The organism is Vibrio sp. SCSIO 43097 (assembly GCF_023650755.1).
Classification (GTDB): domain Bacteria; phylum Pseudomonadota; class Gammaproteobacteria; order Enterobacterales; family Vibrionaceae; genus Vibrio; species Vibrio alginolyticus.
Genome location: NZ_CP071841.1, coordinates 1,555,219 through 1,577,614, shown reverse-complemented (window position 1 = coordinate 1,577,614; position 22,396 = coordinate 1,555,219). Strand labels below are relative to the sequence as shown.

Genomic DNA, 22,396 nt, shown 5'->3' with positions numbered 1-22,396 from the left:
TTACTCCACCGTTGGCTCTTCATAGAGAAGCAGCTGAACTTCACCAGATTCATCCAGCTCACGTACCATTTGCATGATGTCTTGACGTGCTTTTTGAACTCGACTTAACGCAACAGCGCCGCGTGCGTCCATGTCATCTTCTAGCGCTTTCACCATACGTTGCGGCATTGAACGCTTAATAGCTTGTTGTAAGGTAATATCGGAACCTTTTAGCGCAACTGCCCACAACTCTAGCGGGATTTGCTGCACCAACATGTCCATAGTTTCTTCGCGTTGTCGGCCAAGAACCATAAAGTCGAACATGTTTTCTTCGATTGCATTAACAACATCTTCATCATGCAACTTCAGCATTTCCATCAATGAACCACGGTCACCTTCAAAGCGGTTAATGATATCTGCTGCTTGCTTAACACCTGATAACGGCGTGCTTTGACTTGCGGATACTTTTTCGATGCAACGCTCAACGAGTTCATGCAAATCAACGGCAACTTGATGATCGATATCTTGCAATTGAGCAATACGGAACAATATTTCGTCATGGTAATCTTGTGGCAAGTGCTTCAATACCGCTGAAGAGCTGTCCGCTGGCAAATACGCTAGAAAAATTGCTTGCATTTGTGGGTGCTCATTCACAATGAAACGAGCGAGAGTTTCTGCTTCCACCCACTGTAAGCGCTGCATATTGTTGCGAATTTCATCGCCATATAAGGTATTTAATAACCCTTTTGCCAAATCGTTACCCAACGCTTTGCGCAATGTATTAGATAGGTATTCCTTAGAGGCTCCTCGAATACCGCTGTGCTCACGGAAATCTTCAAAGAAAGTTTGAATAACACCACGAGCAGAATCGCTCTTAATGCCATTTAACTTCGCCATTGCACGAGTCACACGCTGGGTTTCATCACGGCTAAAGTGTTGCAAAACCTTCGCTGCGGCATCCTCGCCCATGCCTAATAGCACGAGCGCGGTTTGTTCAACATAACTAAGCGTCTGCTTTGATAGAACTGTGTTCATTGATGTTTACCCATTGTTTCAGTATTTCGGCTACGCGCTCTGGCTCTTCATTAGCAATAAGCTGTAGGTGTTTCAATTGAATTTCTAATGGCGAACCTGCTGGTGGTAGCATGTCGCTGTTTACATCTAAACCTGAAGAGGCTGAGATGCCTTTTTCAGATAGGCGGCGATCAAGTACTTCTTCATGCTCGCGTTCTTCACGCGTTTGCAAGTTTTCGTAGTCAGGTTCTTCCTGAGGCTCAGCAAAATTTAGCTCAGGCACAGGTTTATCAACGCCAGTTAGGTGCATGATTAATGGACGCAGTACGAAGAAGATCATCGCCAAGCCTAACAAGCCACCAATAACGTAGCGTATTGGCTGCTGTACTGTAGGGTCTTGCCACCACGGCAGTGCAGGAGGAGCATCAATTTCGATTGGGGTGAAGTTGAAACTCATTAAACTTAAGCTGTCACCTCGTGTGGCAGAGATACCAACAGCATCCATGATCATGTTTGAGATTTGCTCTTTATCGGCTTCACTCCACGCCACACCATCTGGCGAAGCTTTGGAGTTCAACAGAACCGAGACACTAAGCTTTTCTATTTGGCCTTGTTGGTATTGAGTACGACGAACACTACTACCTACAGCATATTGACGATTCACTTCAGATCGCGCATTCGTGTTTTGGCTATCGTTCGTTTCCACTTCACCAGATCCTGTCACTGGCGGTTGGTTACTTAGAGAACCAGGAACACCCAACGCAATTTGATCAACCGAGTTGTTATGAATGGTGTGCTCATTACGCACAACCGGCGCGTTATCCAAAATTTCTTGTGTTTCTTCAACTTGGCTAAAGTCCAGATCGGCAGCGACTTGTACGCGGAAGTTACTCGGCCCCACAATCGGCGTAAGCATATCTGCTGCGCGTTGGATGATCTGTTTTTCAACACTCTTCTGGTATTCAAGATATTTCGCGTTTACTTTGCCGGCTTCCGCAGAAGCGACATCCGCACTAAGAAGACGGCCATACTGGTCAATGACAGAAACAAATTCTGGCTTCATTGCCGTGACACTGCCGACCACTAGGTTAATGATCGCTTCAACTTGTTCAGGCTTTAAGTCTTCACCAGGTTTGAGCTCAAGCATGACAGATGCTGAAGGATTCTCACTGTTTTGGCGGACGAATAGAGTTTGACGAGGTATTGCTAAATGAACACGCGCGTTCGCTACTGAGTTCAAAGACATGATAGTACGTACTAACTCACCTTCTAAACCATGACGATAACGCGCTGTTTCCATAAATTGGCTCGTACCAAGAGAGCTATCTTCCTTGAGCGAATCCAAACCTGTCGGCAGCTTAGCTTTAACACCTTTTGATGCAAGCAACATGCGCACCTTCGCAACCTCACCTTCTGGTACAAGAACTTGTCCATTTTGCTCTTGCATGCGGTAGCTTACGCCTTCGCTTTCTAATACCGACACAATTTCGCCGATATCAAAACGCTCTTGCTGGCTATAGAGCGGACGAAAGCTCTGCGAGGAACTCCATAGTGCAACCACAATAATCGCTGCAACAATCGCAGCTAACACCGCAGATAGCACTAAGTTTCTCTGACTGCTAGACCAGATTTGCTTCAGCTTCGTTGTCACATCGTCCATGCCGTTGGCAGTAGAAAATGTCTGTGCTGTGCCGGTAGCCATAGCTGTGTTTCCGGCGACTTGGGGGGTTAGTTCTGACATGAATTACACCGGCATCTTCATAATATCTTCAAATGAGGTCACGACTTTGTTGCGCACTTGCATCAAAGCATTAAAGGACAAGCTGGCTTTTTGGCTCGCGACCATTGCACCAACTAGGTCATCACTTTTTCCTGTTTCTACGGCCGTCATTTTTTGACTAGCCACTGATTGATGTTGATTCACTGTATCCAACACATTTGTCATCGCTTGTGAGAACGATAAAGGTGCGTTTAGTGATTGTTGATCTAAAGGATTTGCACTCACGATAAACTCTGGCGGCTGCACTTGTGCCTGCATCGCCTGCATTTTTGACAACATAAGTTGCTCTGCCGAGACCGCATGAGTAGGTTGACTTGCCATCTATTTTTTCTCCTATTAGGCAGCCGAGCCTAGTGCCGACTGTAAATCAATACCATGTTCTCGCATTGCTGCGAGCTTGTAGCGTAGCGCTCGAGTAGAGACTCCAAGCGCGTTTGCGGTTTTCGTTCGGTTTCCACCAAACTGACGTAACTTTTCCAAAATAAACTGATATTCAGCTTGCTTCTTCGCTTCTACATGACCAAAACTTGCAGTTGGCTCTGCTGTAGGAACTGACGCGACAAGCTCAATAGGCAGCATCAGGTCATGGGCTGTAATGTAATCACCATGACGCATGACCAAAGCGCGTTGAATGACATTTTCCAACTCACGAATATTGCCCGGCCAGTGATACTGACTCAGCGCACTAATCGCATCTTGGGATAGGTGACAGCGGCTGCTATCTTGATACTTTTCAATAAAGAATTGGCTAATTGGTAGAATGTCCTCTTTTCTTTCACGCAAAGGCGGCCAGTGCAGAGGCAGCACATCTAATCGATAATAAAGATCTTCACGGAACGTGCCTTTTTGAACTTCCTCACGTAAGTCTTTGTTGGTTGCCGCAATAACACGAATATCGAGCTGAACGGCTTTATGGCTACCAACACGTTCTACTTCACGCTCTTGAAGGACGCGTAACAATTTCGCTTGAACCGCAGGTGACATTTCACCAATCTCGTCAAGCAGAATCGTCCCGCCATTTGCTTCTTCAAACTTACCGCTTTGAGAATTTGTCGCTCCGGTGAACGCGCCTTTTACATGACCGAATAGCACAGCCTCTAACATTGACTCTGGAATGGCGGCGCAGTTAACCGCCACAAATGGACCATTGATACGCGGAGAGTGCTCATGCACATATCGCGCCAGCACTTCTTTACCCGTTCCCGATTCACCTGTAATAAGCACACTCGCGTTAGTACATGCTGCACGATGCGCCAATTGCAGAACTTGTTTGCTTCTCCAAGACTCCGCAACAATGTTGGCCATTGGCTTACCTAACGCTTCAACACGTTTAAGCAGATTAACCAACTGATTAGATTCAAATGGGCGTAATAGATAATCAGTAGCGCCCGCTTTCATCGTCTCAGCAGCCAAGATGCCTTGTTCTTGATCGACAATCGCAATAACAACACCCGAATTTCGCTGCTTTTGGTGACACGCGACAAACTCACGAACACACATATCCGGCAGCGTAGAGCTCACTAAAGTGATTTCTGCTCGCTCTTCAAGCAAAGCGCCTCGACCAGTACGAGTGTGTTTCGCGGTGTAACCTGCATTTTGCAACACATCCAATACTGGTTGAGCAAGAGCTTCATTTGGCTCAACCAACAAAATTTTCGTTTTCGTCATCATTGAACCTTAACTTTCGTTTGTTGATTTTGTGATTGTAGATCTGGGTGGTGTTTCGTAGCCGTATACTCGTTGTCCCTCACTAAACGCAGGGTGACACGTCGGTTTTTTGCTTGACCATTAACCGAGTTATTGCTGGCAATTGGGTAACGTGAACCATGAGCTCGTGTTTCGATCATCGACTCGTCGACCCCAAGCTCAATCAAAGCATTGGTGACTTGCTCTGCTCGAGTACGTGACACAGAAAGGTTCGTTAAACTTGAACCAACGTTATCGGTGTGACCGTCGATGAGGATTTTGGTCACTCGATCATCCACAGATACATAGCTATACAGCGCTTCTAGTGTTGCTTTCTGTCCACGACTTAACGTCTTCTGACCAAACTCAAATGAGAGCGCCATATCCCTTGCCTCTGAAAAAGACAATTTAGGCAATCGCGCGCGACACGCATTAAATGATTTCAATGCGTTTTGAATTTGAAGAGTAGGAATCACAATCTCTGAAACAGAGGAAGCATTACTTCCTTTAAGTGACAGCGTCACCCAACTACCCGAAGCAATTGAATCCATGAATTCTTCAGCGCCTTTATTAAAGATGAAACGCTGAGACGGCTTAGTAAGTTCAAGGGAGCCAAATTCTTTTCTATAAAGCTCATTACTCCAAGGAGCATTTTGAGTTGTTAAAGCAATCGTTTTCCATTTATTGTTTTCATATTCTATATCGGAAATAAAATAGAATTTATTATTAGGTTCCGCTAGGAAATAAAACTTCCCATAGTCATTATTTGATTGCAACAAGTTGCATTTGAATTTATTTCCCTCATATGTCCATTTAGAGAGGTCCATAGGGATTGTTAAGACTTCTTCTGAATATGACACTTTTGAAAAAATAAAACTGATAACAATAATTGTGTTACAAATTATCAAACGGACATGATTCATGTATATCTTACATTCCCATGACTTAAACCGTTTAATTAAATATGCCACCAAGCCGAGAGAACTGGCATAGCTAATCATTTTAATTACCTATTCTGAATATTAAAATTGGTTACAAAACGCTCAAGAGAGCACGCTTAGCCTCCAATGGAAACTTTAAGCATAAAAAACAGTATCTTATAATTTATTTGTTTGAAGTTGTTGTTACGCCATAAAGGCAATTTAAAAAATCTATAACAACTAAAACGCTCAACATTGTTATTTTATTTATTAAGCGATTTATAAAGAAAACTAACTCTTTTTAAATTTCATTAAAAGATTATGACTATATGAACAAAGCAACATGTGAACTAAAGTCACAATCTTAGAGTTTGGAGCTAAAAGATCATTAAAATTTCTGTGTAGACTACACGCCATTAAGTTAAAACACTTTCGATTGTTAACGCACGGTAAAATATAAATGGAAAATAGAGTTAGCGAGCCTATTTCTGATAGTCAACTACTTGATGTAGAATTATTAGGCAAACCTATTCATATCATTCGTGAGAAGCTCGATAATTTAATTTCAGAATCTTGCTCAAACCTTACGACTGAATTACAAAATTGGCTCAGCACAGGAAAAGTGGAAGCTAGCTTAACCTCAGTAGACTTGCACCGCTTTACATCGGTTGAGATGGACAAAGAGCAAACGTCGACCTATCAACATCAGGAAGGCGGCATGGTATTCATCCATGGTAACCCTCACACGCTAATAAAGTTGGCTGATAGATTTTATGGTGCAAGTGCAGAGCGTTCAGCCGCTACTCTGACGGCCAGTGACTTACGTTTACAAGAGCGCATCAGTCGAATCATCATCGGTTGGCTTGCTCCTGGTGAAATGTGGGACACGGGTGAGTATGAGACCCCTAGAGGAATTGGCATTAACGTTCAATTAAACATTGCGTTTGACGATCATCAAGGCTCAATTCATCTCAAGCTAGATGGTCATCTTATTCAAACGCTGATCGAGCAGCTTGAACTGCAACCTGATACCGATTTGTTTCAACCTTTCTGTCGTTCTTTAGAGACGACCCCCGTTCGACTGAACGTTGTTCTAAGTAAAAAGAAGATGCCTTTAAGTGATGTGGTTGGCTTACAACCCAACGATATTTTACCTATTGAGCTTCTTAACACGGTTCCAGTAAGCATTGGCAACCAATCTCTATTTACAGGTCGTATTGCCGAGCAAGACGGCCAACTTGTTTTGATCTTTAACCCTGATAAGGAACCGCAGCGATGAGCGAAGCGCTAGAAACTAATGCATTCGACGCAGAAGAACTGAACTTTGATGATTTTCAATTAGAAGACTTTGAAGCCGAAGATACGCTCCAACAAGAACCAGCCACTGCGGAACGTGACCTTAGCTTTTTCAAAAGCATTCCTGTCACAGTCACGCTGGAAGTTGCGAGTAAGGAGATCCCACTTGGGGACTTAATGAAAGCGGGTGAAGGCACGGTTATCGAGTTGGAAAAGCTCAATGGCGAGCCTTTAGACGTGAAAGTAAACGGTTCTCTTATGGGCCACGCTGAAGTTGTCGTTGTCAATGATAAGTATGGACTTCGTCTGATCGATGTACATGACTCTGCATTGAGTGGCGTTGGTCAATAATCTTAGGTAGGCATCACAATGAAAAATCTGAGCGCTTGGCACCGTTGGTTACCTCTTTTGGTATTGGTGTCACTTTTGTTTGCTTTCCCAACAATGGCGGCTGACAACGGCTTAACTATCTTGTCCGTTTCTGATGGCGACACACAACAAGAATACAGCGTTAAACTGCAAATTCTGTTGTTGATGACGGCGCTCAGTTTTCTTCCAGCATTTATTTTGATGGCGACGAGCTTTACTCGAATTGTCGTTGTCCTTGCGATTTTGCGCCAAGCTCTTGGTCTTCAACAAAGCCCACCTAACAGAGTGTTGGTCGGGATCGCTCTCGCATTGACGTTACTGATTATGCGCCCTGTCTGGAGCGATATTTATGAAAATGCGTTTCAGCCATACGACAACGGCGAAATCACGCTAATACAGGCTTTTTCTGTTGCAGAGAAACCAGTGAGAGAGTTCATGCTGGCACAGACGCACCAAAGCTCTCTTGAACAAATGTTACGTATTGCCAATGAGCCTCTCGACCAAAACGTTGAGGATATTTCATTTGCCGTTGTCTTGCCTGCATTTGTCATTAGTGAACTAAAAACCGCCTTCCAAATTGGTTTTATGCTTTTCATCCCGTTTTTGGTCATCGACTTGGTTGTCGCCAGTGTCCTGATGGCAATGGGTATGATGATGCTATCACCTTTAATTGTCTCACTTCCCTTTAAGTTGGTGGTATTTGTACTCGTGGATGGTTGGGCAATGACAGTTGGCACCTTATCTGCCAGCTTCGGTTAACTAGGAGCAGTTATGACCCCAGAACTAACCGTAACGTTATTTTCCGATGCAGTATGGCTGATCATTTTGATGGTTGCCGTATTGGTTGTTCCAGGCTTAATTGTCGGTTTGTGTATCGCCGTATTTCAGGCTGCCACACAAATCAACGAGCAAACACTCAGCTTTTTGCCACGTTTGCTCGTTACCTTATTAATGGTGATTTTTGCAGGTCACTGGATGCTACGTAAGATCATGGAACTGTTTGATTTCTTGTTCCACAACATACCAGGGATGATTGGCTAATGGCCATCACATTTGCAGAGCTCTCGGCGATACTCGGTCAACTCTGGTGGCCGTTTTTTCGTGTGGGAGCCGTATTTATTTCAATGCCTTTCTTTGGTGATGCCATTATTCCTGTTTGGGTTCGTACTTTACTGGCCCTCTCGATCGTTGTCATTACTGGACCGTTAATGCCACCCATGCCACAAGTCGAGTTATTCTCTATGACTTCCCTGTTCCTTGCTTTTGAGCAAGCTATTTGGGGAGTAATGTTTGGGTTAATTTTGCACATGCTCTTTAACGTTTTCACCATGCTTGGCCAGGTGATTTCTCTGCAAATGGGCTTAGGTATGGCGATGATGAATGATCCTATTAACGGGCTTTCTGTCGCCATTTTGGGACGCATATTTCTGATTTTCTCAACCTTGTTGTTTCTTGCGCTAGAAGGACACTTACTCGTCATAGATATCGTGATTCAAAGCTTTGTTGTTTGGCCAGTCGGATCTGGTATCACATCGCTTTCTCTGCAAGGTGTTGTCAATATTTTCGGTTGGATGTTTGCCTCTTCACTAGCTTTGGCTTTACCCGCTATTGTTTCCATGCTTCTAGCCAACATCAGTTTTGGTGTAATGAACCGAGCCGCACCATCACTTAATGTCTATGCGTTAGGTTTTCCTATGACGATGCTGCTGGGTCTATTCAGCGTATTAATCTCAGTTTCTGGTGTTCCTGGTCGCTACACGGCGCTCGTTCACGACACCATTAGACACTTGAGTAACTTTATGTTGGGGGGAGCATGAGCGATCAATCTTCTCAAGACAAAACTGAAAAAGCCTCACCGCAGAAGGTAAAGAAAGCCCGCCAGGAAGGACAAATTCCTCGCGCGAAAGAGTTTACTACTGCGGTTATATTTCTAGCGGTGGCGCTCTACTTTTACTCTCAGCTTAATAGTATTTGGGAAAGCATGTCGGGGATCTTTCGCTACAACATGATGCTGACGCGAGCCGACCTAGAAAATCCTAAACAACTTGTCGAGCAATTGGGACAAAGTTTAGCGGTCATCATCGACATGCTATTACCATTGTTTACCGTCATTATTATCGTGACCTGTGGTAGTAGCCTTGTGCTAGGCGGCTGGATGTTCCGTCCAGCGAACGTGATGCCAAAGCTGAGCAAAATTAATCCTTTGAGCGGGATAAAGCGCATTTTTTCGACACGTTCGGTGGTTGAGCTCTTAAAGTCGACGTTCAAAGTAGCCGTCATCTTCGGCATCTTATATGGCTACTTAGACAACCACTTACAGCCATTACTTGGCATGCAAAATCTCCCGCTCAGCCAAGGTTTTTCTCTAGTAATGTCAATTCTGTTTGAAGGCTTACTCTTAATGGGCTTTGCATTGTTGTTATTTGGGGTTATCGACATTCCTTATCAGCGTTGGGAACACCTAAAAGAACTCCGCATGACGAAACAAGAATTGAAAGAGGAATTTAAAAATAATGAAGGTCGTCCGGAAGTAAAGCAACGTATTCGTCAAATACAGCAACAGTTTGCGCGCCGTAAGATCGATAAAATGGTGCCGACGGCTGACGTGATCATCACAAACCCAACGCACTACGCAGTCGCACTGAAATACGAGCCTTCGCTTTCTGACGCGCCCTTTGTCGTCGCAAAAGGCGTAGACGAAACTGCTATGCACATTCAACGTATCGCCCGAGAAAACAAAGTGGAAATCATTAACTCCCCGCCACTTACCCGTTCGATTTATCACACGACGGCGATTGAACAAGCAATCCCAAGCCAACTGTACATCGCAGTGGCACATATTCTTACTTACGTTTTGCAATTGAAAGCCTTTCGTAAAGGTGAGGGAAAAGAGCCAATTCCTTTACCTCATTTTTCGATTCCAAAACATTTGCAGCACTGATTAACCCGCGTTTATCCAAGGACACGAAAGTATGCTTAACCGGTTAAAACAACTTCAAACATCAACCAAAGGCTACGTTGGCATTCCAATCGTCTTGCTAATGATATTAGCAATGGTGATTCTTCCTTTGCCTCCTCTGCTACTGGATGCGCTGTTTACCTTTAATATCGTCTTAGCAATTCTAGTATTGCTCGTCAGCACAACCGCAAAGCGACCATTAGATTTCTCTGTTTTTCCAACTATTTTGCTGGTCGCAACATTATTACGTCTCACATTGAACGTGGCTTCTACGCGAATTGTACTCCTAGAAGGACATAATGGTGGTGACGCAGCGGGTAAGGTCATTCAAGCATTCGGTGAAGTCGTCATTGGCGGTAACTACGTCGTTGGTATGGTGGTGTTCGTCATCTTGATGATCATCAACTTCGTCGTAATCACCAAAGGTGGTGAACGTATTTCTGAGGTTTCAGCCCGCTTTACGTTGGATGCTTTACCAGGCAAACAAATGGCAATTGATGCCGACTTAAACGCTGGCCTTATCGATCAGGAAACGGCTCGCTTACGCCGTAAAGAAGTCGCCAACGAAGCCGATTTTCATGGTTCGATGGATGGTGCATCAAAGTTTGTGCGTGGCGATGCCATCGCAGGTTTGTTGATTCTGTTTATCAATATCATTGGTGGTATCAGTATTGGTGTCTTCGAGCATGGACTCGCTGCGTCTGACGCCTTTAAAACTTATGCCCTACTCACAATCGGTGATGGTCTAGTTGCTCAAATTCCTTCACTACTATTGGCAACGGCTGCCGCGATTATCGTTACGCGAATTAATGATAGCGATAATGGCATGTCGGAAACCATGCAAAAGCAATTACTGGCAACTCCTGCAACGCTATTTACTGTCGCAGGTATTATGGCGGTAATCGGTATGGTACCGGGTATGCCACACCTAGCCTTTTTTGCGTTTGCTGGCGCATTAGCGTTCGCAGGGTGGCGTCAAACCAAGAAGCCAGTGCAAGACTCCCAGATTGAAGAGGTCGAAGCACTTTCACAAGCAATGCAAGACGATGATACACCGCTGACATGGGATGATATTCCTCACGTCCAAACATTATCACTTGCGCTTGGTTACCGACTCGTCCATCTAGTCAACAAAGAACAAGGAGCTCCTTTATCACAACGTATCCGCGGTGTGCGTCGAAACCTTTCTGAACAAGTTGGCTTTTTATTACCTGAAGTTCGTATTCGTGACAACCTGAGCCTCAAGCCAAACCAATACACAATTTCTCTAAATGGCGAAGTCATTGAGCAAGGTTTTATTGAACCAGAGCGTTTAATGGCGATAGCGGTTGGCGAAACTTACGGTGAGGTAGATGGCATTTTGGGTAGCGATCCTGCTTATCAGTTGCCAGCTGTGTGGATTGAGCATCAAGATAAAGCAAAAGCACTTAATATGGGTTACCAAGTTGTCGATGATGGCACTGTTATTGCCACTCATATTAGTAAAATCATGAAGACAAACCTTGCAGAATTGTTTACGCACGACGATGTGGAAGCAATAACCCAGCGTTTGACACAACAAGCCCCGAAACTAGCAGAAGCATTAGCAGCAGCACTTAATCCAGCGCAGCAGCTGAAAGTATATCGTCAGCTTTTATTAGACCAAGTGCCACTAAAAGATATTCGCACGATTGCCAACACAATGTTGGAATCCGCGGAAAATACAAAGGACCCGATCCTACTTGCATCTGATGTGCGCTGTGCACTAAAGCGTACGCTTGTTAACTTAATTGCAGGGCAAAAGAACGAGTTAAATGTCTACGCACTGTCTGATGAGTTAGAACAAATGCTACTAACTTCACTGCAACAAGCACAATCTTCTGGTACGGTAACACTAGATAGCTTCCCAATTGAGCCAAACATTCTTGGTCAGTTCCAACAAAACTTGCCATTGATCAGACAACAGCTTAAGCAACAGGGGCTACCTCCGATCCTTCTCGTTATGCCACAGCTGCGCCCTCTTCTAGCGCGTTACGCTCGTACATTTACACAAGGGCTGGCAGTATTGTCTTACAACGAAATCCCAGAAAACAAACAAATCAATGTGGTAGGAAACCTTGGTTAATCTTATTTCAACACATGCGATGTACGAACATTTGGTTGGTCTCGCAGTACAACATATCGTCACGGATGACGATCAATTAGTCTTTGATGCTTTAAAACACAATGATGTCCAACACGCATGCCAAGCAATTAGGGAAGCTCAATCAGGAGAAGTAGAATTCCAACACCTGACGTTGAGATTTGGTATGCGTGGAGAACAAAGTGTCTATCAATTCAAACTCTCTGAACAAATGCAGTACTGCCTGGATTTGTTCAGTCTTTACCTTGCACTAAGACAAACACAATTTCAGTTAGAAGCCTTTCATCACGACTTGATTAGTAATGTTGTCGTGCCGATTCGCGTGGATGCATTACTGTGGGAGCCTGGGGTTTATTTTCTCGAACAGACGATTCAATTCCACTCTTCTGCTTTTCAACATGTGATTCCTTCTCTTCAAGCTGATGAAACGTTATGTGATCGTGATAAAGTCGCCACACTCACCAAAAAGTTAAAAGAGAATGCATATTCACTTTGGTTTGAAGTCGCGACATCGCAAGTGAACTTCGAGCGCGTCGCAGACTTTAGTCCCGATATGATCAAATTGTCAGTCACACTAGAAGATAAAGAAGAAAGACACGCTTTCCTACCTATTGCTAAGTTCTTAAGAAAGCATAAATATACTTGGGTTGCCGGACGTGTAGCGAGTCAAACGGAACTTAACCGCTATCGTTTATTGGGTGCCAGTTATTATTTTGGTTATTTCAGCGATATCCCAACCTCTCTCTCCTTTCAGTCTTTTGATGAGGAATAGTTGAAACTCAACCATTTATATTTAAAACAGCACGATTTATTCGTGCTGTTTTTTTATTTATAACGGATAACCACAAGATCATTGGGCAATAGTTTCTTTAACTTAACTAAAAAATTTAGGCTTATATGATGATTTTCCCGGTTTTCATGGAATACAAATCACTAAAAATCATCAATTTTTATCTTTTTTAGAAATTTTTTAATTTTCAAATTAATCATTAAAGCCGACCGACCGCCTCTAGTTAGTGACAAGGGAATATCCCGAGGCCTGAAAGATATAGTGACTAACTAAGGAGACTAAGATGGCTTTATCAATGCACACTAACTACGCTTCGCTTGTAACTCAAAACACAATGAACACAACAAGCGGACTTCTAAACACAGCAATGGAACGTCTAAGCACAGGCTACCGTGTGAACTCAGCTGCTGATGACGCTGCTGGTCTTCAAATTGCTAACCGTCTAGAAGCGCAAACACGCGGCATGTCAGTAGCAATGCGTAACGCACAAGACGGCATCTCTATGATGCAAACTGCTGAAGGTGCGATGGATGAAATGACAAACATCGTTTACCGTATGAACGACCTTGCTACACAATCGTTGAACGGTTCAAACAGTGCAACAGACCGTGCGTCTCTTAACAAAGAGTTCACACAGCTTACTGCAGAACTAAACAACATCGTAGACAACACTAAGTTCGGTGGTCAAAACCTTCTTAAAGGCGGCGGCTTCGGTGCAGGTGACGTAACATTCCAAATCGGTGCATCTTCTGCTGAAACATTGACTGTAAGCGCAAGCGCAGGTATCGGTGAAATCACTACTATTCTTGCTGATGCAGCAATTACAGATGGTATCGATGACGCGACTAAAGCAAAAGCAGCACTAGACAAAATCAGCGGCGCTGACGGTCTAGTAGAAAAAATTGGTAGCTCTCGTGCAGACTTCGGTGCGAACATCAACCGTCTTGAGCACACTATGGCTAACCTTGGTAACATGGTAGAAAACGTTACAGCATCTAAAGGTCGTATCATGGATACAGACTTTGCAGTAGAGTCTTCAAACATGACTAAGAACCAAATGTTGATGCAAGCAGGTACAACTGTTCTGTCTCAAACTAACCAGCTTCCAAGCATGGCAATGTCACTACTACGCTAATTACTTAGTTAATAGTGCGCTTAATTTAAATCGTCTTAATTATAAAGCCTTCCTATGGAAGGCTTTATTTTTATCTACGAATATAAATAGAGCTCGTATTATCTTTGTGAGATTCAGGCACTCTGAATCCGAATTTCAACATAATATTAAATAAAACCTTATTAAACAGTTCTAATTCTATCGTCTCTAATTTGCTTCCTATTTTACTATCTCTAATTTCAGGAAAATTGAACTTAGCTTCCTTTAAGATACTAGCTATCTCATCAGAATTGATGCTCTGTTTACTTAATAGTTTTTTGTTAATGAACTCTTCATATGCACGAGCACATTTCATCAATCGCAACGCAAATTCATTCATAACTGACATTCTTTGAAACGTAAAAAATTTAATTTTTAGTGAGAACACTTGCACTTCGCACTATCAAAAATAATATCAGAACGCAATTAATGCACTCTGTAAGAATTATCTGAATCAAGCTGAAGTAAAGGCTGAATATAACGTCCAATTAAAACATCTCTCCTAATTAGAACCGTCAATACAATTAAATATTTTCTTTGTTTAGGTCGCCTTTTCTTATAAGGAAATTACTTTTTCCATGGAGGAAGGCGGAACAAACAAGGTGGAAACACCACTTCCTCCCAAGAAAACAAAATAGCTTTAAACCTTTGTTTTAATTGAATTTAATATACGGCACGTATCTTGCCACTGATAATTAAACTAAGGCGTAGCATTCAAAGTATTCAAGCCAATAAGAGATGAGAGGAGCACACCTCATGAGTTCTTTAGACCCAGTAAAAATGGCAACCCAATTCGCACAATTGGACACAAACCCATTCAAAAACCGTTACCAAGCGCAAGCTAATGTGTACCAGTCACAACTGTCAGCTTTTAATAAAGTTGAAAGCGCACTACGTGATTTTCGTACTGCAATGAAAGAGATGAATAACAGTACAAACAGCATCATCAAAAACAGTGCGACACTCTCTCAAGAAGGTAACTTTACTGCAAACGCGGATGCTAAAGCGCTAACGGGTAACTATCAGATTTTTGTAGAAAAAGTGGCAACGGCGCATCAAGTATCTACAGGTATGCCTGCAGACCTTGAGGCAACGACAGAAGTACCAACAACTGGATCTTTAGAATTCACCATCAACGGTGAAACAATGACTCTAGACTTGTCCTCCGTTGATGTTAATGGTGACGGCACTGCAACGATCAGCGATTTAGCCAGTGCGATTAACAATCACACGGATAACCCTGGCGTTAACGCCACTCTAGTTCGCTCGAATGGTCAAACACACTTTATGCTATCGAGCACTGAGACTGGTGTCGAAAATAAGATCAACGTATCTGCATCGGGTACTGGCCAAGCGTGGTTTGAAGACGCCTTCACCAACCTCAAGCAAATTAACGCTCCGCAAGATGCGGTTATGTGGCTAGGTGCAAAAGACTCAGGCCTGAAACTAACCAACGCAAGTAATACTTTTGAAGGTGTCATCGACGGTGTTGACATTACCGTATCTAAACCGCAAGCCGCGGGAGATGCGCCAATCGGTTTAAAAATTGGAGCTGATAGCGAAGGCACTAAAGAACAACTAGATAAGTTTGTGGAAACCTACAATGCCCTTGTTTCGACTATCGATCAGTACACCCAAATTGGCGGCGAAGATCAGAAACGCGGCGTGCTCGCTAGCGACTCGACATTGCGTTCTATTGAGAGTCAGTTAACGGGGTTAATCCGAGGTGAACACAATGGTATGCGCCTAAGCGAAATCGGCGTGAGCCTAGACCGCAACGGTAAAATGAAAGTTGATCAAGAAAAGTTCAAAGAAGCTCAACAAACAAACAGCGCAGGCTTAGAGGCGTTGTTTAATGGGGATGACGCTTTGCTAGATTCTCTTGACGCGATGGTAGAGCCTTTCTTGAAGTTCTCATCAGGTACCTTCAGCACGCGTAAAGACGCAATACAGTCAAGCTTAGACCGAATCAAAGATAAACAAACCAATTTAGAGCGTAAGTACGAAATGTCGTACAACCGCTATCTCAAACAATTCACTCAAATGAATTCAATTATGACCCAAATGAACCAAACCATGTCCATGTTTAATGCTCAAAAATAAGACATTTGGTTCCAAATTTAGGAGAAATATTCATGCTTATGGATTCTGGTTACGATTCGTACCAACAAGTCGATCTCGACGCTCAAGCGGCAGCAGCAAATCCACACCAATTGGTCATCATGTTAATCGATGGCCTACTCGATGAAGTTGAACGTATTCGCGGCCACCTAGCCGCAAATCGTTTGGCCGAGAAAGGGAATGGAATCAACAAATGCATGAACATCTTGATTGGACTAACAAGTGCTCTAGATGATGAAAACGGCGGTGAAATTGCGGAAAACCTACGCCAGCTTTATGACTTCTGCCAAGTCGAACTTTATTACGCTAGCGTGCAAAACGATGCAAATCGCTTGGTTAACGTTGAGCGTGTAATGGGTAACATTCGTGAAGGTTGGATGAATTTTGGACAACAAGCATAAAGTATCGCCAGAGCGATTCCGTCATTTATCTCAGCTCATCCAGTTCGCCGCAAAAACGGCCGATTGGCATGCGCTCAAGCGGTACGACTTGCAGTTGCGAGAGCTTTTGATCAGTCACAAGCCTTTTTTGAAAGATCCTAAGCTTGCACCTGAAATCCAGCGAGCGAAAACAGTGCACGCTAATGCCTTCGCAGTATTAGAGAAGTCGACCAACGAGTTGAAAAAAGAGATGAACATGGTCAATGACCATCAAGAACGCGCTATGGCCTATCAATTAGCAATGACCATGGAGCTAACTCAATGATCATACCTTCTTCAACTCAGCACTCGGGTAATTCGCCAGCTAACAATGAGGGTCACATCAAGCAAGCGAACTCGGTACACGGCTTTTCTCATGGTTTTAAATCAGGGAACAAGCAGAATGGTGAGCAAGACTTTAACTCTGCGTCAGCGGTACCGAGTTTTCACCTTACGGCCTCTACTTTGAACAACGCAAACAAAGTACAAAGTCATGGTTTTGATACTGATGACCGCTCAGCTTCAGATCCGGATGCCAACTTGACCAGTACACCAGGGTTAACAGAATCGACTGATCTTGCAGCGCAAGCTCAAGCTTTAACCCAGGGTATGATTACCATGGCAGAGAAGCAGGCTGAGAAACTAGGAAAAGCGTCATCTTTAATGACTGCGAGCGAAGTTAAGTCTGTTACTCAAGATTCGTCTAACGCTATGTTAAACACATCATCAAAACAAGATGTGAAGCAAAGTCTGCCGACTTCATCGAGTTCGCGTTTGCCTATCTCCGGTGCTGAGTTTCAAACTCTTTTGAATCAACCTGTTCAAGGGCAACCAACCGCATCTCTACTTCAAGCACAAGCTCCTACAACACAATCTGCACATTCACCGGTTGCGACGAGTCATGTTCAAGCTCAAGGCTCTGAGTGGGCAGCGGTGCGTGTTGATACCACTGCCGGAAAGTGGGGCGAGCAAATGATGCAAGTATTACATGATCGCGTGACGCTCCAAGCTCAACAAAATGTACAAGAAGCAAAAATCCGCCTAGACCCACCAGACTTAGGGAAATTGGATTTACTTGTACGTGTTGAAGGTGACCGATTGAGTGTCCACATCAACGCCAATGCCGCAGCAACACGAGAAGCTTTAATGCAAGTTTCGGAACGATTGCGTACTGAGTTACAAGAGCAAAACTTCGTTCATGTCGATGTCAATGTTGGCTCTGATCAAAACCAAGGTCGAAATGACCCACATGCAAACGAAGAAGACGCCAATATTTTCGCCGCACGAGAATCTGGTGCATTCCAAACCACGACAACAACTAACTATTCAGAACACTGGCTAAGCACTCAAGCTTAGTAAATCTTCGAGGAAAAAGGTTATGACCAAACAACAAATGATCGCCCTGTTTATCGCCATGATCATCACCAGTGCCCTCGTTTCGGCCGTCACAATTATGGGCGGAATCTGGTACTTAAACAAACACGCTCAAGAGTCACCTGACTCTGGTTCACTGATCGAAGACTCTCCACTGTCTTTTTTGGTCACAGAACAACCGACAAGTAAAGGTCCTAGCTTCCATCCTTTGGACAAAGTCGTTTTGACCGTTAAAGGCAAGAAACAGACTCACTTTGTGATGCTAGAACTGGCAATTGAGACACGCCGTCCAGAGCGTATCAAAGAGATCGATGAATACATGCCTATGGTACAAAACTCTCTATTAAAACTGTTTAGCGACAAAACGTTTGATCAGTTACAGCAAGCGGGTGCCATCGATATTCTGCAAGACGAAGTGAAGCAAACGCTTCTACTCGCTTTTGCTAAAACAGACATCGTCCGAGAAATCGACGATGTTTTGTTGACTAAATATGTTGTGCAATAACGGAGCACAACCATGTTAGACATGAATGTACAAGACACTTACACCACAGAAGAGGAAGTGACAACACCGTCACGACCAATTGATGAAAACGCATTGCTACAACGTCATCAGGTCATGGTAAAACGCGTAGTTAACCAGCTGCGCGTTCATGCCACTTCTCACTGTAGTATTGAAGATATGCAGCAGATAGGCCTTATCGCTCTAGTCGAGGCTGGACGCCGATATGGCGATGTTGACGATCCTCACTTTCCTGCTTTCGCCGTTTGTCGAGTTCGGGGAGCTATTTTAGACGAATTACGCCGACTAGATTGGCGTTCACGTAAGACTCGTCAACAAGCCCACGAGCTCAACGACGTGACTCGAGATCTCACTCGAACGTTAGGTCGAATGCCAACGGATGCCGAAATCATCCAGGCTTTAGGGACGAATGAGCAAGATTATTACAACCGCCAAAATGCCGCTCTCGCAGGCGAGATGCAAAGCCTTGACCAACTGATGGAGAGCAGCGGTGATAGCTACATTGGCGGGCAATACGATGGCATGGAACATGAACATATTCGTCGTAGTTTAGACAGTGCTTTGGGTAAATTACCTAAGCGCGATCAACTGCTCCTGACTCTGTTCTATCAACATGAACTCAACTTACACGAAATAGCTCTGGTATTGGATCTGACACCACCTCGTATATGTCAGCTTCACAAACAAGCGCTGAAACAACTCAACCAATTAATGTCCTCTTAGGAGTCACAAGATGCAAAAGTTTTTTGGAGTGCTCACTATCCTGGTGTGCGTCTTCGGTGGATATATGTGGGCCGGTGGTAGCTTAGGTGCTATCTGGCAGCCAGCCGAATTCCTTATCATTATTGGCGCCGCTGCTGGTTCTCTGATCATCGGTAATCCGCCTCATGTACTGAAAGAAATGCGTCGCCAAGTGCCAGCGACCATTAAAGGTCCAACAGAAGAGCATGAGTACTACATGGAATTAATGGCACTACTCAACAACTTGCTAGAGACAGCGAGAAACCGCGGATACAAGTTTCTGGATTCTCATATTGAGGCTCCGGAGCAAAGCTCTATGTTCCTCGCTTACCCGACGATCGCAGAAGATCATCGCCTAATTTCTTTCATTACTGACAATTTACGTTTAATGGCAATGGGACAGATGTCGCCTCATGAATTAGAGGGACTGCTAGAGCAAGAAATCGAAGCAATACAGAACGAAATGCTTTTACCTTCACGCTCACTACAGCGTACAGCTGAAGCACTACCTGGCTTCGGTATTCTTGCAGCAGTTGGTGGCATCATTATCACCATGCAAGCTATTGATGGCTCAATCGCTATGATTGGTTATCACGTTGCGGCAGCTCTCGTTGGTACATTCATTGGTATTTTCGGTTGTTACTGTGGCTTAGATCCACTAAGTAACGCCATGGCTCAGCGAGTAAAACGTAATATGACTGCTTTTGAGTGCGTTCGTGCAACCTTGGTTGCCTACGTAGCGAAAAAGCCGACATTGCTCGCCATTGACGCTGGTCGTAAACATATTCAGCTAGACATCAAACCAACATTCAACCAAATGGAGAAGTGGTTAGCTGAACAGGAGGGATAATGCAAAAACAAGAGCATGTAGTGTTCAAACGTGCCAAAGTATACAGCCATGATGAGTCGTCTCATGGCGGCGCGTGGAAAGTCGCGTTTGCTGACTTCATGATCGCCCTAATGGCGCTGTTTCTTGTACTTTGGGTTATGCAGGTGGTAGACAAAGAAGAGCGTAAAGCGATTGTTGCCCACTTGCATAGTTCAAGCGTATTCGACAAGAGTTACGGCAACCCATTTGATACGTCACAAAGTATTTCTCCTATCGACTTGGCACAGGACTCTTCTGTGCCAAGTAAACACAACTCCAACCATGTGGTAAGCTCTTACTTTAAAGGTGATGGGGATGGACCAGAAATTGATTCTTTGATTCCTGGTAACTTCGATACTCAAGAGCAACTTGCCGCACTAGCGAAAGTAATTGAGCAAATGACTGCCCAAATTAATGCGCAGGGAAATGTAAACGTCACGGTGACACCACAAGGTTTGCGTATCGTCCTTCAAGATGATTACAAACAGCATATGTTCAGCCGTGGTGGTGCAGAACTTACTCCTTTTTTTGAAGATTTACTGCTCGCACTAGCACCTGTATTTCATCGTGTTAACAACCCTCTGATCATCAGCGGACACACAGATGCAATTCCATTTAAAAAGCGTTTTGGTCGTCAATCTAACTGGGCGTTATCAGCCTCTCGAGCAGACGTAGCAAGAAATACGTTAGTTGAAGGCGGTATGCCGGACGATAGAGTAATGCAGGTAACGGGTATGTCAGATAGAGCGCTGCTTAATCCTGATGAGCCAGATTCTAGCGAAAACCGTCGTATTGAGCTGTTTGTTTTAACGACTCCTGCCGCTAAAGTGCTTGAGACCCTTTTTGGCAACCACCAAGAAAGCGAACTGCAAAAAGCGAAAGAGAAGGCTGAATTCAACCAACCAGTCATTCGTCAAGAAGTCATCAATTACTCCGGCGATACCGCCACCAGCGAAGTAAAAATTCAAGAATTATAATCTTAAAAGGTCACCACTCTGATGGTGACCTCTCTAACCAAAGCCTCTGTTACTGTGACTTTTTAGTTGAGTTCTATATGCACATAACATTATCCGAAAAAAGAAAAAGCGACTTACTAAAGAAAGCCTTTTTATGGCTCATTGTCTTCGATTACCTTTTATTGGCGTTTTTCTTAACTCAGCTATCAAGTATGACACTAAACAGCGGAACCATGATCAGCTTGTTACTTGTTGTTTATAACGTCTTACTTGTTTCGCTATGTTTTCAACGAACCAACAAGCAGGACTCTTACATTATCTACCCTGTTTTGTCCGCAACGTTATTAGCATTTGTCTGCTTTCTTTACTTCTTTTTTTTAATTTAGCTCCCCGACTCGACCATTGATTTTACTTTTACTGCTTTTTCGAAGTGGTCGAGCTGATGAGTCTGAATCCACCACGTAGCCGCTTCCATCAACAGCTCTGGGTCGTCATTTTTATTAGCGAAAAACGCATAAAATGAGAGACCAACCAATTCACCTTTACTCGCGATCTTTTAGTCACAGACCTCTATAATTTTGTCTCTCAGCGAAGCTCTCATTTCTAATCCCTTAACCTAGTACATACTCACTAACCATACGGTTGAAAGAAATCAAATCAAACGAGCCTTTAATTTCAAAACGCACTCTTCCCACCTCACTCATGAAGAACTCGATTTCACAATCCAAATCAAAAGTACCAGAGGTCTCGATAGAAAATGCATTGATCTTACTGTAAGGCAAAGAAGTGTAATCCACTTTTGAGCCGGTAATCCCTTGCACATTTGCCGCTATCACTCGCTTGTTCGTAAACACCACTTGGTCACGAACTGTTTTAAAAGCAGCGAAAATAGTCTCACCATCAATCAAGAACTTAAGGAAGTCTTCTCTGGCATTAGAAACGTCAATCGGCTTAAGCTTAAATACAGAGGAATTGTCGAAATCAATCATAATTAATCCTTTGAGTGGGCGTTAGAACGAATTATCAACGTATCAGATAGCACCACTTTTGCCTACTCGCAACGCACGTTTCTGCTTGATTCGCCCAACAACGAAGCGTCACTCACTTCCACCCTTGCATCCATTGCTCAGAGTCTTTTAGGTCTTGCCAGTTCATCTCTCGGTCGCGTTTACTCATGACTGCCTCGATGACACATCTCACAACGTTACCATCTTCATCTAGTTCCATTTCTGTCACGACAAAATGCTTCTCTTTGTTTTTAGGTGAAATTGCCGTCCATTTACTGTGCAATAGTTTCTTAGGGTGGATTCTGTTCATCGCATTGTA

At 43.7% G+C, this 22,396-nt stretch carries 27 protein-coding genes; 18 read left to right on the top strand and 9 right to left on the bottom strand.

The window, feature by feature from the left end; translation table 11 throughout:
• Genes J4N40_RS23480 through J4N40_RS23460 form a run of 5 tightly spaced genes read right to left on the bottom strand, consistent with a single transcriptional unit; the run spans window position 1 to window position 5,460 of the window.
• A complete protein-coding gene (locus tag J4N40_RS23480) occupies window positions 1–1,014 on the bottom strand; it encodes a flagellar motor switch protein FliG (RefSeq protein ID WP_005375048.1) in 1,014 nt (337 codons plus the stop codon).
• Window positions 983–2,734: a flagellar basal-body MS-ring/collar protein FliF gene (gene fliF / locus J4N40_RS23475; protein ID WP_005384024.1), complete on the bottom strand. Its 1,752-nt coding sequence runs from the start codon at window positions 2,732–2,734 to the stop codon at window positions 983–985. The genes J4N40_RS23480 and fliF overlap by 32 nt, the downstream gene beginning before the upstream one ends.
• 3 nt (window positions 2,735–2,737) lie before the next feature.
• A complete protein-coding gene (gene fliE / locus J4N40_RS23470; protein WP_005375045.1) occupies window positions 2,738–3,094 on the bottom strand; it encodes a flagellar hook-basal body complex protein FliE in 357 nt (118 codons plus the stop codon).
• A 15-nt stretch (window positions 3,095–3,109) separates the two neighbouring features.
• The gene (locus tag J4N40_RS23465) at window positions 3,110–4,441 is read right to left on the bottom strand and encodes a sigma-54 interaction domain-containing protein (protein WP_017820535.1); all 1,332 of its coding nucleotides are present in this window, start codon (window positions 4,439–4,441) and stop codon (window positions 3,110–3,112) included.
• A complete protein-coding gene (locus tag J4N40_RS23460; RefSeq protein WP_170889966.1) occupies window positions 4,441–5,460 on the bottom strand; it encodes a MotY family protein in 1,020 nt (339 codons plus the stop codon). The genes J4N40_RS23465 and J4N40_RS23460 overlap by 1 nt, the downstream gene beginning before the upstream one ends.
• A 379-nt stretch (window positions 5,461–5,839) precedes the next feature.
• Here J4N40_RS23460 and J4N40_RS23455 point away from each other — a divergent pair, with 379 nt between their 5' ends.
• The 9 genes from J4N40_RS23455 to lafA all read left to right on the top strand — a co-directional run bounded on the left by J4N40_RS23455 (window position 5,840) and on the right by lafA (window position 14,050).
• On the top strand, window positions 5,840–6,658 hold the full coding sequence (locus tag J4N40_RS23455; RefSeq protein ID WP_005375039.1) for a FliM/FliN family flagellar motor switch protein: 819 nt from the start codon (window positions 5,840–5,842) through the stop codon (window positions 6,656–6,658).
• Window positions 6,655–7,026, top strand: a complete 372-nt coding sequence (fliN, locus tag J4N40_RS23450) for a flagellar motor switch protein FliN (RefSeq protein WP_005375038.1) — start codon at window positions 6,655–6,657, stop codon at window positions 7,024–7,026. The genes J4N40_RS23455 and fliN overlap by 4 nt, the downstream gene beginning before the upstream one ends.
• Window positions 7,027–7,044: 18 nt before the next feature.
• Window positions 7,045–7,803, top strand: a complete 759-nt coding sequence (gene fliP, locus J4N40_RS23445; protein WP_005375037.1) for a flagellar type III secretion system pore protein FliP — start codon at window positions 7,045–7,047, stop codon at window positions 7,801–7,803.
• Between the two features lie 12 nt (window positions 7,804–7,815).
• Entirely contained in the window at window positions 7,816–8,085 is a 270-nt protein-coding gene (gene fliQ, locus J4N40_RS23440; protein WP_005375036.1) for a flagellar biosynthesis protein FliQ, read from the top strand.
• Window positions 8,085–8,861 (top strand): flagellar biosynthetic protein FliR, encoded by a 777-nt coding sequence (gene fliR / locus J4N40_RS23435; protein WP_005375027.1) that lies wholly within the window; start codon window positions 8,085–8,087, stop codon window positions 8,859–8,861. Before fliQ ends, fliR begins: the two co-directional genes overlap by 1 nt.
• Window positions 8,858–9,985, top strand: coding sequence for a flagellar biosynthesis protein FlhB (flhB, locus tag J4N40_RS23430; RefSeq protein ID WP_005375025.1), 1,128 nt, complete (start codon window positions 8,858–8,860; stop codon window positions 9,983–9,985). Before fliR ends, flhB begins: the two co-directional genes overlap by 4 nt.
• 31 nt (window positions 9,986–10,016) lie before the next feature.
• A complete protein-coding gene (flhA, locus tag J4N40_RS23425; RefSeq protein WP_005375024.1) occupies window positions 10,017–12,107 on the top strand; it encodes a flagellar biosynthesis protein FlhA in 2,091 nt (696 codons plus the stop codon).
• A 19-nt stretch (window positions 12,108–12,126) separates the two neighbouring features.
• Entirely contained in the window at window positions 12,127–12,897 is a 771-nt protein-coding gene (locus J4N40_RS23420; RefSeq protein ID WP_005375023.1) for an EAL domain-containing protein, read from the top strand.
• A 301-nt stretch (window positions 12,898–13,198) separates the two neighbouring features.
• Window positions 13,199–14,050 (top strand): lateral flagellin LafA, encoded by an 852-nt coding sequence (gene lafA, locus J4N40_RS23415; RefSeq protein ID WP_005375019.1) that lies wholly within the window; start codon window positions 13,199–13,201, stop codon window positions 14,048–14,050.
• A 70-nt stretch (window positions 14,051–14,120) separates the two neighbouring features.
• Here the strand turns inward: lafA and J4N40_RS23410 are convergent, their stop codons facing one another.
• Window positions 14,121–14,408: a hypothetical protein gene (locus J4N40_RS23410; RefSeq protein ID WP_250654555.1), complete on the bottom strand. Its 288-nt coding sequence runs from the start codon at window positions 14,406–14,408 to the stop codon at window positions 14,121–14,123.
• 416 nt (window positions 14,409–14,824) lie between these two features.
• On the opposite strand from J4N40_RS23410, the gene fliD reads away from it, so the two are divergent.
• The 9 genes from fliD to J4N40_RS23365 all read left to right on the top strand — a co-directional run bounded on the left by fliD (window position 14,825) and on the right by J4N40_RS23365 (window position 21,456).
• Complete coding sequence (gene fliD / locus J4N40_RS23405; RefSeq protein ID WP_250654554.1) at window positions 14,825–16,171, top strand: flagellar filament capping protein FliD; 1,347 nt, start codon at window positions 14,825–14,827, stop codon at window positions 16,169–16,171.
• 32 nt (window positions 16,172–16,203) lie between these two features.
• On the top strand, window positions 16,204–16,590 hold the full coding sequence (gene fliS / locus J4N40_RS23400) for a flagellar export chaperone FliS (protein ID WP_005375014.1): 387 nt from the start codon (window positions 16,204–16,206) through the stop codon (window positions 16,588–16,590).
• On the top strand, window positions 16,574–16,894 hold the full coding sequence (locus J4N40_RS23395; protein WP_005375013.1) for a hypothetical protein: 321 nt from the start codon (window positions 16,574–16,576) through the stop codon (window positions 16,892–16,894). Before fliS ends, J4N40_RS23395 begins: the two co-directional genes overlap by 17 nt.
• The gene (locus J4N40_RS23390) at window positions 16,891–17,964 is read left to right on the top strand and encodes a flagellar hook-length control protein FliK (RefSeq protein WP_017634432.1); all 1,074 of its coding nucleotides are present in this window, start codon (window positions 16,891–16,893) and stop codon (window positions 17,962–17,964) included. The genes J4N40_RS23395 and J4N40_RS23390 overlap by 4 nt, the downstream gene beginning before the upstream one ends.
• A 22-nt stretch (window positions 17,965–17,986) precedes the next feature.
• Window positions 17,987–18,487: a flagellar basal body-associated FliL family protein gene (locus J4N40_RS23385; RefSeq protein WP_005375011.1), complete on the top strand. Its 501-nt coding sequence runs from the start codon at window positions 17,987–17,989 to the stop codon at window positions 18,485–18,487.
• A gap of 12 nt (window positions 18,488–18,499) precedes the next feature.
• Window positions 18,500–19,228: a FliA/WhiG family RNA polymerase sigma factor gene (locus tag J4N40_RS23380; protein WP_005375008.1), complete on the top strand. Its 729-nt coding sequence runs from the start codon at window positions 18,500–18,502 to the stop codon at window positions 19,226–19,228.
• A gap of 10 nt (window positions 19,229–19,238) precedes the next feature.
• Complete coding sequence (motA, locus tag J4N40_RS23375; protein WP_005375006.1) at window positions 19,239–20,096, top strand: flagellar motor stator protein MotA; 858 nt, start codon at window positions 19,239–19,241, stop codon at window positions 20,094–20,096.
• Window positions 20,096–21,091 (top strand): flagellar motor protein MotB, encoded by a 996-nt coding sequence (locus tag J4N40_RS23370; protein ID WP_115386813.1) that lies wholly within the window; start codon window positions 20,096–20,098, stop codon window positions 21,089–21,091. Before motA ends, J4N40_RS23370 begins: the two co-directional genes overlap by 1 nt.
• A 77-nt stretch (window positions 21,092–21,168) precedes the next feature.
• Window positions 21,169–21,456 (top strand): hypothetical protein, encoded by a 288-nt coding sequence (locus tag J4N40_RS23365; RefSeq protein WP_250654553.1) that lies wholly within the window; start codon window positions 21,169–21,171, stop codon window positions 21,454–21,456.
• On the opposite strand, the gene J4N40_RS23360 is transcribed toward J4N40_RS23365, so the two are convergent.
• The 3 genes from J4N40_RS23360 to J4N40_RS23350 form a co-directional block, all read right to left on the bottom strand.
• Window positions 21,453–21,623, bottom strand: coding sequence for a DUF6500 family protein (locus J4N40_RS23360; RefSeq protein WP_250654691.1), 171 nt, complete (start codon window positions 21,621–21,623; stop codon window positions 21,453–21,455). The genes J4N40_RS23365 and J4N40_RS23360 overlap by 4 nt on opposite strands.
• A 58-nt stretch (window positions 21,624–21,681) precedes the next feature.
• Window positions 21,682–22,059, bottom strand: a complete 378-nt coding sequence (locus J4N40_RS23355; RefSeq protein ID WP_005386881.1) for a PH domain-containing protein — start codon at window positions 22,057–22,059, stop codon at window positions 21,682–21,684.
• 112 nt (window positions 22,060–22,171) lie between these two features.
• Window positions 22,172–22,387 (bottom strand): TIGR02450 family Trp-rich protein, encoded by a 216-nt coding sequence (locus J4N40_RS23350; protein ID WP_005374999.1) that lies wholly within the window; start codon window positions 22,385–22,387, stop codon window positions 22,172–22,174.
• Window positions 22,388–22,396 lie beyond the last annotated feature (9 nt).